Source organism: Pirellulales bacterium, from assembly GCA_035499655.1.
Classification (GTDB): domain Bacteria; phylum Planctomycetota; class Planctomycetia; order Pirellulales; family JADZDJ01; genus DATJYL01.
Genome location: DATJYL010000166.1, coordinates 1 through 5,994 on the forward strand (window position 1 = coordinate 1; position 5,994 = coordinate 5,994).

At 52.2% G+C, this 5,994-nt stretch carries 7 protein-coding genes; 2 read left to right on the forward strand and 5 right to left on the reverse strand.

Features of this window, described 5'->3' with window-relative positions:
* Positions 1 to 326: hypothetical protein (locus tag VMJ32_11870; protein HTQ39717.1), on the forward strand; the 326-nt coding region annotated here is incomplete at its 5' end.
* Between the two features lie 709 nt (positions 327 to 1,035).
* On the opposite strand, the gene VMJ32_11875 is transcribed toward VMJ32_11870, so the two are convergent.
* Genes VMJ32_11875 through VMJ32_11895 form a run of 5 tightly spaced genes read right to left on the reverse strand, consistent with a single transcriptional unit; the run spans position 1,036 to position 5,339 of the window.
* Positions 1,036 to 2,295: an MFS transporter gene (locus tag VMJ32_11875; protein ID HTQ39718.1), complete on the reverse strand. Its 1,260-nt coding sequence runs from the start codon at positions 2,293 to 2,295 to the stop codon at positions 1,036 to 1,038.
* 49 nt (positions 2,296 to 2,344) lie between these two features.
* Positions 2,345 to 3,226 (reverse strand): hypothetical protein, encoded by an 882-nt coding sequence (locus tag VMJ32_11880; protein ID HTQ39719.1) that lies wholly within the window; start codon positions 3,224 to 3,226, stop codon positions 2,345 to 2,347.
* A gap of 36 nt (positions 3,227 to 3,262) precedes the next feature.
* On the reverse strand, positions 3,263 to 3,493 hold the full coding sequence (locus VMJ32_11885; GenBank protein HTQ39720.1) for a hypothetical protein: 231 nt from the start codon (positions 3,491 to 3,493) through the stop codon (positions 3,263 to 3,265).
* Positions 3,490 to 4,089, reverse strand: a complete 600-nt coding sequence (locus VMJ32_11890; GenBank protein ID HTQ39721.1) for an isochorismatase family protein — start codon at positions 4,087 to 4,089, stop codon at positions 3,490 to 3,492. The genes VMJ32_11885 and VMJ32_11890 overlap by 4 nt, the downstream gene beginning before the upstream one ends.
* Positions 4,086 to 5,339, reverse strand: a complete 1,254-nt coding sequence (locus VMJ32_11895; protein ID HTQ39722.1) for a GNAT family N-acetyltransferase — start codon at positions 5,337 to 5,339, stop codon at positions 4,086 to 4,088. Before VMJ32_11895 ends, VMJ32_11890 begins: the two co-directional genes overlap by 4 nt.
* Before the next feature lie 64 nt (positions 5,340 to 5,403).
* Between VMJ32_11895 and VMJ32_11900 the strand changes: the two genes are divergently transcribed.
* Positions 5,404 to 5,994: LysR family transcriptional regulator (locus VMJ32_11900; protein ID HTQ39723.1), on the forward strand; the 591-nt coding region annotated here is incomplete at its 3' end.

Here is a 5,994-nt window from a genome sequence, read left to right on the forward strand (position 1 = left end):
GTAAGCCAAGTGAGACCGCTCAGAAGGACGGATTTCGAGGTTTGGCCATTTTTGCTTGGGTTGATTTGCCAACAGCCAAGCGCACGGTATCGGAGACCCTCGATATTGCCTACCGCGATCGCGAGAGAGAGGTAGAGAAAGCTGGGCAGCGGCCCCCACGCAGAAAATCCTGTTGTGAGCGTATCGCTGATGAGCGCACGAAGAAACAAACGCCCGTAAGTCCGTTCAATCTCTCAACGCAAATTCCGGCCCAAGATAGGGCCGAAATGTGGAAGTTTAGGCATCACCGGCCGCGCGAGCCTCTACGAAAGAGATTGGGCGGCTAAAAAGCGGGCAAACACAATAAGGGAGACCAATATCGACCTCGAATGGATCGATTACAAAATTTGAGTGACATTTCCGACGACGAGCTTGAAGCCTCAACGCAATCTGTAGGAGCCAATGCCTGCACGCAAGGTGCCTGCTTCAGTCTTGATTGACCGTCACATGCTGCTGCAGCACTGGATTGTAAAGACCTGCGACTTTAATTTTCTGCATTCTGCGCAATCAAATCGATCCCGCCCCCTCGCGATCGAAATTGCGAATATGATCTCCCTCCCCGTATTCGCTGAGCGCGGAAACTGCGGCCGGTGACAAAAAAGTCACCGGCTATTTTTTCGCCGGTACATGTCCATTTAAGAGTCCCCCGGAGTTCGTCGACGTGAGCAAGCGCAGCAGCGGCATGGTCAACGAAAGATTGTCATAGCAGTCCCGAGAGGGCTGCGCCAACTCATTCCAATCAAGGACTTACCAAAAAGTGGGACGCCGCATCGGTCCAAGGGATCATTAGGCTTTCTACCGCGGGTGTCCCACCTCCCCGACTTCACCGAATGAATTTTTCTTTCCAGAAAAATTCAGGCGATATTCCATAACCTATCAATCTGCAAATCCGGGCCCATAAATTAGCTATCGCGTCGATCGTCGAGCTGAAGCTTTCCTCGATTCATTCTCATTCCCCAATCTTATTGGACTTGCCAATGGGGCAGCCTCTTCGGCTCACCTAAGGCCAGCTTTGCGCGCTGCCAGAAGCGCAATAAGTGAAATCAATGCAGCAGCGCTGAGATAGTAGCCTGGCGCAACATTGCTTCCTGAGAAGTTGATCAAGAGGCCATTGATCAGCGGCGCAAACCCTCCGAAAAAGCCGACCGCAAGCGAGTAGCTTATGGAAAGTCCCGTAGTCCGAACTTGAGTTGGGAACAGCTCAGACAGCATGGCAGGTAGCGGACCGACATAGATTGCCACGCAGATACCAGTCCAAAGCTGGAATAAGAGCAAATTTGCAAACGTCGGTGTTGTCGTCATTCTCCCAAGCAGCGGAATGGCTGTGACCATAATGATAAGACCTGCGATGCCTGCGATAGGCAGCCTCCCCCATTTATCGGATAATGCGCCCGCGACGGGGACCAACACCACTTGGGCGATACCTGTGATGAGACCTACCCGGAATACGTCAGACGGCAAAAATCCGAGGTATCTGACACAGAACGTTTGCATGAACACCAGAGTATAGATCGCGACGGTCGCAAGCGTCACGAGTCCAATTGCAACTAACATTTTCGATTTAAAAAATGACGCGATTTCACTTGTGGGCGATGAGCTCACTTGGATCGACTGGAATTCAGCGCTCTCCGCGATGCGACTTCGAACATAGACTGCAATTGGGCCAATCAATAATCCAAACACGAATGGAATTCGCCACCCCCAGGCATTTATCTGTTCTGCGTCAAGCGCCAAGCTTAGAAAAGTGCCGCAAGATGTCGCGAAAACGAGGGTAAGCGCCTGACTCGAAAATTGCCAACTCGCAATAAACCCGCGAGCAAGTCGATCTTGCTCGACAAGTAAAGTCGTTGAGCTTCCGAATTCACCGCCAGCTGATAATCCTTGCACGATGCGAGCGACGATAACTGTAATTGGCGCAAGCAACCCCGCGGATTGATATGTTGGCGCAAATGCAATCAACGCCGTACCCACTGTCATCAAAGAGATAGTCAAGGCAAGTGCCGGTTTGCGTCCGTAACGATCGGCATAATGTCCGAGAACAATGGCCCCTAACGGACGAACCAAAAAGGCTGCGCCAAACGTTGCCAACGAGAGCATAAGCGCCGATGATCGCTCACTAGCGGGGAAAAACTGCTTCGAAATCGGGACGATGAAATATCCAAAGATAACAAAGTCAAACCATTCTAACGCGTTCCCGAATGAGATGGCGACAATCGCTCGCCATTGCTGGTACCGGAACTTCGATCCGGGTGGCACGATGAAATCCCCAACTCATAGCTGCAAATCAGATCTTTGCTGAATGAGCCTATCCAGCCTGAACCAGTACAATGCCAATTGTAGCAAGCGCCATCGCGGCCCACTGCGCTCGCGTAACATATTGACGTAGCACAAAGACGCTGAGCAGCCCACCGAAGAGAATGCTACTTTCGCGTACAGGAGCTACCATTCCAATTGGGCCCTGCGAATACGCCCACATACCAAACAAGTAAGAGCACAACAACAAAAGGGCTCCTAAAAAGCATCGTCTGCCATTGGCGATGAGAATGGCGACCGGGTTTGCTCGACCCGTCAAACTAAGGATCGTGAGAGATGCCGCAGTACTAAGCGAACTTGCAACAGCATACTGGAGGAGATTTTCAAAGCCCCTGCCAGCAGTGCGAATGCCAACGACGTCAAGCAACAACGCCAATGCGAGTAGCAGCCCCGAGAAGACGGAAAAGATCAGGGTCTTTAGATCGGTCCTGTTAACTTGGGTCTGAGGTAGAGCGAAAATTAGGATACTGGTTACGACAATTGCCAGACCAATCAAGCCGCAAAGACGCTCACTCTCGTTAAAGACCAGCAGACCGATAAGAAAAAGGACTGCTGGTACTGTTGATCTGACAATCGCGTAGACCACACAAAAATCCGGATGGACGTATGCTCTTCCCAATATTCGCAGATAAAACACATTTACCAAGCTGGCCATGCCAATCCATGGCCAAGTTTGCGGAATGGGGGCGCCGATGAAAGGAAAAGCCACCAAGCATAGGGTCGCAGTCGCAATTACGAAACCCTGGAGCAAGTCTCGCGGCGCGGAATTTTGCTGTGCCAGCATATTCCAGCAAGCATGCAATAAAGCGCTGAAGGCAGCGGACATGAGAACAGCAGCAGTCATTTCCGCTTTTCCAAAATAAAGGCCAGTCACTGGTTTTCAAGGTGGCGATCAATTGCCCCGGGCGCCTCACTGATATCGGTCAGCTGACTTGCCCTCTGATAACGATGCATCTTCGAGAGCGTCGGAAATAGATCGCAGTTCATCATCTGAAATTGAGAACACCAAGGTGTGAAGATCCAGTACTGCGGTTCGGAGCAATCGCACAGTTACGTCAAGCGAGTGTTTTTCGGCGAGATCGATTTCATTTCTAAGCCTATCGATCAGAGCTAAGATTTCGACATCCCTTTCGTTGCTCATAGTCGTGGTACCTCGATTATGGCCACATCGGAGGTCTCACTGACCCACGAATCGGTACTTAGAACCTCACCGTACACTTTGATAATTTCCGTAATGGCCCCTTGAACTACCGACGCCGAAAAATTCCCAAGTCCGTGGCTTGTCGAAGCGTCGCAGAGATACGTAAACCGATGTTTGCGATGATATGCATCGATCGCCGTCGAAAGGCAGGCTGTCTCCCCAGCAAAACCAGCTATGACAAAATGGCCGCCGCAACTATCCATCAACTCGGCAAAAGACTTGTTCGAATAGCAAGACGGCAGGTTTCGATCGAAAATCATATCTGCCCCAGTCGGCTCAAAACCTTTGATCCAACCGGAGAAAATCGTGGCCGGGTTGAAATAAGACGAGTGAGTCAATTGACGAAAATAGGCGATAGGGAAACCCATGGACCGCGCGTGATAGAGCGCCATCTGGCACTTATCGAGGGCAGCTTTGGCTCCCGGCATCGCCATAGCACGGGGGTCCGCGATGTATTCTTGCTGTAAATCTATTAGAGCAAGACAAGGCGTCTTCGAGGGATCGGCTAGTGCTCTCAGATAGACGACTGAGCTCATGCTGCGGCAACCCCAGTTGAAGGCCGACGAAGCCCGCGGACAATCGAGCGCTCAAGAATGCCTGGTGACTGCCAATCACCTTCCGGCCGAATGATCACCTGCGGTGGGGTTTTTTCCGAAATTGCGTCGTGCTGCCGATCGGAGATATGGATCATCTCAACATAATCAAAATCGGAAAATACCAGGTCGCGTGCGTTCGCTGGAACTACGAAACCGCATTTGGACCAGAAACCCACCAGCCGTTTCTGGGCATATACGTAAATACGTTGATATCCCTTTGCGCGGCAGAATTCGACGCTGTCTCGCACAATCTGCCGCGCGAGACCTGAGCTACGAAACTCCTTGCGAACCACCAAACGCTCTACCTTGGCAAAATCTGCGAAATAACGGATACGCATGCAACCAGCTGGCTCATTGCCCACGTAGCCAATCAGATGCGTCGCAGAAAAATCGTTACCGTCAAACTCTTCGTCATACGGACATTCCTGCTCGGCAATATAGACGGCTCCGCGCAGCGCTACTGCCCGCATCAGATCGTCGACCGTGCGAGCAACACGCACGCGCAGCTTTGGAGGCACCAATCGCTGCGTCGGTGAATCTCTAGAAATTATGGCATTCGGCGTCCAATTGCTGCGGCGGAACACGTGGAACTGCGGCACCTTACTACCCGTAACGGGTGGTAGTTTTTGGAAACCGATTGCCTCGACAAAACGCGCCGCCGAATCATTGGTAGACCAGCAGAAAATGTCCGCCTGCTGGTTCTGCAGGTTCCAAATTTTTCGGCATGCGAGCGTGATCGCTACGGCTAAATTGCCAGGCGCAAACGCATGCCAGATATAAATGCCGGCTGCTTTTTCGCTTTGAGCCGAAATATACGAAAGCGGAGGGTTTTTGCGATCAAAGCTCCCATCCAGAAGCCCGCGTAGGCCCTCTTCGTTCAGCGTTAGGAAGGCGTAGTAACCTTCGCCCTCGGGGCATCTGATGTCGAACCTGTCGCGGCGCGCAATTGCCCAAAAGCAATCCGGATTGTGTGAGGCGATCCGCTGTACGATCTCCGGCGTCGTCAGCATAGGAATGGCCTTGCGGGCCTTCTCCATTAGTGCTGCAATCTGGTTGCCGTTTGGTGTAAATACTACTAGGCGTCGAGCTAGGCCGAGGATTTCGCGCCCGTCGAGCGGACGGATGATTCGACCGCGTGCGCGATCTGCAAGATTACCCTGAGAGGAGATACGCGTGTCATGGATTGTCATTTTATGTCCCCACAGCGTCTCTAAACGCCCCGGTCCAAATGTTAGGCTTTGATTGAGCTTTGGGATGCCTTCGTTAGAACCATACGGTGCTCAAAAAACTGAGCACACCGATTGCTCCGAAGTCCCTCGTCCAGACTGGGACAACGTGCGCCTTTTCCTTGAAGTCGCTCGCGCGAACAGTTTTCGAACCGCAGCCGCCCGTCTGAACATCACAGGCCACGGCATCGCTCATCGCATCATGCAATTAGAGCAACAGCTAAATGTTGTTCTGTTCACCCGACACCGTGACGGAGTTCGGCTGACTCACGATGGTCAAAAGCTGTTGTCGTCTGCCGAAGCGATGGAAGAGGCTTCGATGGGATTTGTCCGCCGTCGGGGCACCCTGGCACAGCCGTTCCACGGAGAAGTTCGGATCGCGGCAACTGAGGGCCTTGGCACATTTTGGCTTACACCGCGGCTCATTGAGTTCGGACGCGCCCACCCAAAGCTTCTTATCGATCTGCATTGCTCAATGCAGCGACCGGATGATCTCATTATGCGTGCTCAAGCCGATTTGGCCATACAAATTGAAAAGCCGACCCCGCGCGACCTTATGGTTCGAAAAATTGGGCGCATGCATGTAATGCCTTGTGCATCGAAGGCGTATCTCGATACC

Bases quoted from the DNA above. Each gene is read 5' to 3' on its own strand.
- VMJ32_11890 (HTQ39721.1), bottom strand. From the start codon at position 4,089: ATGAGCTCAGTCGTCTATCTGAGAGCACTAGCCGATCCCTCGAAGACG.
- VMJ32_11895 (HTQ39722.1), bottom strand. From the start codon at position 5,339: ATGACAATCCATGACACGCGTATCTCCTCTCAGGGTAATCTTGCAGAT.
- VMJ32_11885 (HTQ39720.1), bottom strand. From the start codon at position 3,493: ATGAGCAACGAAAGGGATGTCGAAATCTTAGCTCTGATCGATAGGCTT.